Source organism: Polaromonas sp. (genome assembly GCF_030682935.1).
Taxonomy (GTDB): domain Bacteria; phylum Pseudomonadota; class Gammaproteobacteria; order Burkholderiales; family Burkholderiaceae_C; genus Polaromonas.
Map to the genome: position 1 here is coordinate 1 of NZ_JAUXNA010000119.1, position 3,233 is coordinate 3,233.

Sequence of the window (3,233 nt, forward strand, 5' to 3'; positions counted from 1 at the left end):
ATACTCTACCGCCTTGAAGCCGTCTTTGGCGGCAGCTTCAAAACGATCAAGAAAATCAAGCTCGGGATAGAGCATGGACAAATTGGCAACCAATTGAGGCATAAGCTTCACCAGCGGGCGCCAAAAGTGTGGCGCAGTTCATCGATTTGGGTTTCGGTCAGGGGCTCGGGCACAGAGGCGCCAAGGCAGACCAGACGGTAAACCTTGGCCGCCATCGCATCGAGCAGCGAGCCGACCACCGCGTAGGCCTCGGGCCGTCCGGACGTCATCATGGTCACTTCGCCGCTGCTGGCCTTGGCCGCGCCGCCGGAAATCGGGGCGTCGATGTAGAGGATGCCCAGCGCGGCCAGCCGCGCCTTCAGCGCTATCGACCAGTTGGGATCCACGGTCGAGCACATCACGAACACGCTTCCCGGCTTCCCTGCTTCATGGCGTCGGCGCAGCCATCCACGCCAAACAGCACGCTCTCGGTTTGCGCGGCATTGACGACCACCGACACAATCACATTGCAGTGCGCAGCAAGTTCGGCGGGCGATGCGCAGGCTACGCCACCCTCTGCGGCAAAGGCCTGGGCGACCTCGGTGCGAACGTCAAATACATGCACCTGACAGCCAGCGCGGCGTAGCGAACCCGCCATGCCCTTACCCATGGCCCCCAGGCCGATCACCCCTACGTTAGATGTCATTCGTTCGCTCCGTCTGGTTGGTATTGAGTCAAGTTAAAATAATGTGAAGGCATATCTTATATGGTTATCATACAAATTTAGAATGCATCGGGTGTACCCAAAGCCACTCACAAGGCCATGCTTTACGCTGGCAAAGATCTCAGCTTTTCAGCGTCAGGCCTGACACCAAGGGGCGCGCCAGCTTCACACCTGCCTGCTGCCAGAAAGCCGGGTCAGCCTGCTCGATGCGCTTGATTGCGTTGTCCATGTGCCGCGTGGCCGCCATGCGCGCTGCGGCGGCGTCACCTGCTTCAATGGCACGAGAAATCATGTCGTGCTCGTCGCACACCTGCCGCGCGAAGTCTGCCTGACGCGCTTCATTGGCGCGCGTGACACGGGTGGCGCCCTGCAGGAACTGACCCAGGTATTCCAGCGTACCAATCAGAAAGGGGTTGCGCGCGGCCTCCGCAATGGCGCGGTGGTACTGAACGTCTTCATCCACGCCATCACCACCGGCTTGCACAGCCTTGCCCAGCAAGGTAATGGATCTGCGGATGCGTTTGATATCGGTCTGAGTTCGCCGCTGCGCGGCCAGCCCAGCCACCTCCGCCTCCAGCGCGCGGCGCACCTCCACCATCTGGATCACCGCCTGCTTGGACAATGCTGACTTGGCATCAAAGTTGAGCGGCGAAAAGCCGACTTCCTTGACATACACACCACTGCCTTGTCTTGAATCGACCAAACCCAGCGACTTGAGCCGTGAGACGGCTTCCCTCACCACCGTGCGACTCACCGAGAACTGTTCCACCAGTACCGCTTCGGTCGGCAGCTTGTCCCCCTGAGCCAGCCGGCCCGCCCGGATCTCGGCTGTGAGCACATCCGCTACTTGATCTGAGAGGCAGGCACCGGGTGTGATGGACTTGAACTGAATTGTCATGGAAGGACTGGAAAGTGATGGCCTATTCTCTGCTATTTGGCGTAAACCAGATCGCGCAGCCCCAGTGAGATCCACGGCACATAGGAGATGACCATCAGGCAGACCACGATCACCAGCACGAAGGGGATCAGGTCCTTGACCATGCGGTCGAGTGAGATACGCGCCACGGTGCAAGCGGCGAACAGGTTCACCCCGAACGGCGGCGTGATCATGCCCAGCGCGAGGTTCACCACCATGACCAGGCCAAAATGGATCGGATCGATGCCAAAGTGTATGGCCACCGGTGCCAGGATCGGGGCCAACACAATGATGGCGGCACCGGTCTCGATGAACATGCCAATCAGGAACAGCGCGGCGTTGACGCCGAGCAGAAAGTAGGCCGGGGATTTCAGCACATCCTGCAGCCAGATGCCAATCGCCTCCGGCACGCCAGCACGCGTGATCAGGAACGCAAACAGCCCGGCGTTGGCAATGATGAACATGATCACCGCCGACGACAGCACCGACTTGCGCAGGATGAGGTAGAGGTCCGGCAACTTGATCTCGCGGTAGATCAGCACTCCCACGGCCAGGGCGTAGAACACCGCCACCGCCGAGGCCTCGGTCGGGGTGAAAATGCCGCCGTAAATGCCGCCCAGAATAATGACCGGCATCAGCAGCGCCCAACCGGCCCTCAAGGTGGCCTTGCCGACCGACAGGCGATCGTCGCCGTCGTTCTTGCCCCAGCCCTTGAACTTGCAGTAAACCCAGACAAACAGCATCAGCGCGCCACTGATGAGAAGGCCCGGCCCGAAGCCGGCAATGAACATTTCGCCAATGGAAACTTCAGCACTGACGGCATACAGAATCATCGGGATCGAGGGCGGGATGATGACGCCGAGTTCGGCACTGGTAGCCTGCAGTGACGCGGCCCAGGTGGTCGGGTAGCCATGTTTGATGAGTGCTGGAATCAAGATGGTGCCAATGGCGAACGTGGTGGCCACCGACGAACCGGACACTGACGCAAAAATCATGCAGGTCAGCACACAGGTCATCGGCAGGCCGCCCTGCACGCCACCCACCAGGCTCTTGGCAAAATCAACCAGCCGGCGCGAAATGCCACCGGATTCCATGACGTTGCCGGCCAGGATAAAAAACGGGATGGCGGCCAACGGGAATTTGTTGATCGCGTTGAACATCTCCTTGACGGAGATCAGCATGTTCGCATCAGCAATATAGATGCCAAAAATGGACGCCAGTCCGATGGAGACGGCCACGGAAACGGTGAGTGCGAAACACAGCACCATCGTGCTTAACATGACGGCGGTCATACTGCGGTTTCCAATTCAAGACGCTGGGTATCCAGCAGATTACCGATGATGCCAATCAGGCTGAACACGCCGCCGACCGGCATGGCGAGGTAGGCCCAGAACATCGACACCGATTCCAGTCCGCTCATGGTTTGCACCCTGCCACGGACGGCATAGTCCCAGCCCCACCAGATGATGATGGCGATCAACGCGGTAGCGGCAAGACACACGACCCAGTCGAGCAAACGGCGCAGGCGGGGCGGGCTCCAGCGGTAAAGCACATCCACGCTCACCATGGCACCCTGGCGAAACGCCGTCGGAATACCCAGAAAAACCATCCAGA

The 3,233-nt window shown here is 59.8% G+C and carries 3 protein-coding genes and 2 pseudogenes; all 5 read right to left on the reverse strand.

Annotated elements, in window-relative coordinates; translation table 11 throughout:
- Window positions 1–102, reverse strand: a pseudogene (locus Q8K05_RS05400) (hydroxypyruvate isomerase); the annotation flags it as partial.
- Between the two features lie 89 nt (window positions 103–191).
- A pseudogene (locus Q8K05_RS05405) lies at window positions 192–685 on the reverse strand (NAD(P)-dependent oxidoreductase); the annotation flags it as partial.
- A 139-nt stretch (window positions 686–824) separates the two neighbouring features.
- A complete protein-coding gene (locus Q8K05_RS05410; protein ID WP_305245495.1) occupies window positions 825–1,601 on the reverse strand; it encodes a FadR/GntR family transcriptional regulator in 777 nt (258 codons plus the stop codon).
- 32 nt (window positions 1,602–1,633) lie between these two features.
- Entirely contained in the window at window positions 1,634–2,911 is a 1,278-nt protein-coding gene (locus Q8K05_RS05415) for a TRAP transporter large permease (protein ID WP_305245496.1), read from the reverse strand.
- Window positions 2,908–3,233 (reverse strand): TRAP transporter small permease (locus Q8K05_RS05420; RefSeq protein ID WP_305245497.1); only part of this gene is annotated, 326 nt, incomplete at its 5' end. The genes Q8K05_RS05420 and Q8K05_RS05415, both read right to left, overlap by 4 nt.

Bases quoted from the DNA above. Each gene is read 5' to 3' on its own strand.
- Q8K05_RS05410 (WP_305245495.1), bottom strand. From the start codon at position 1,601: ATGACAATTCAGTTCAAGTCCATCACACCCGGTGCCTGCCTCTCAGAT.
- Q8K05_RS05415 (WP_305245496.1), bottom strand. From the start codon at position 2,911: ATGACCGCCGTCATGTTAAGCACGATGGTGCTGTGTTTCGCACTCACC.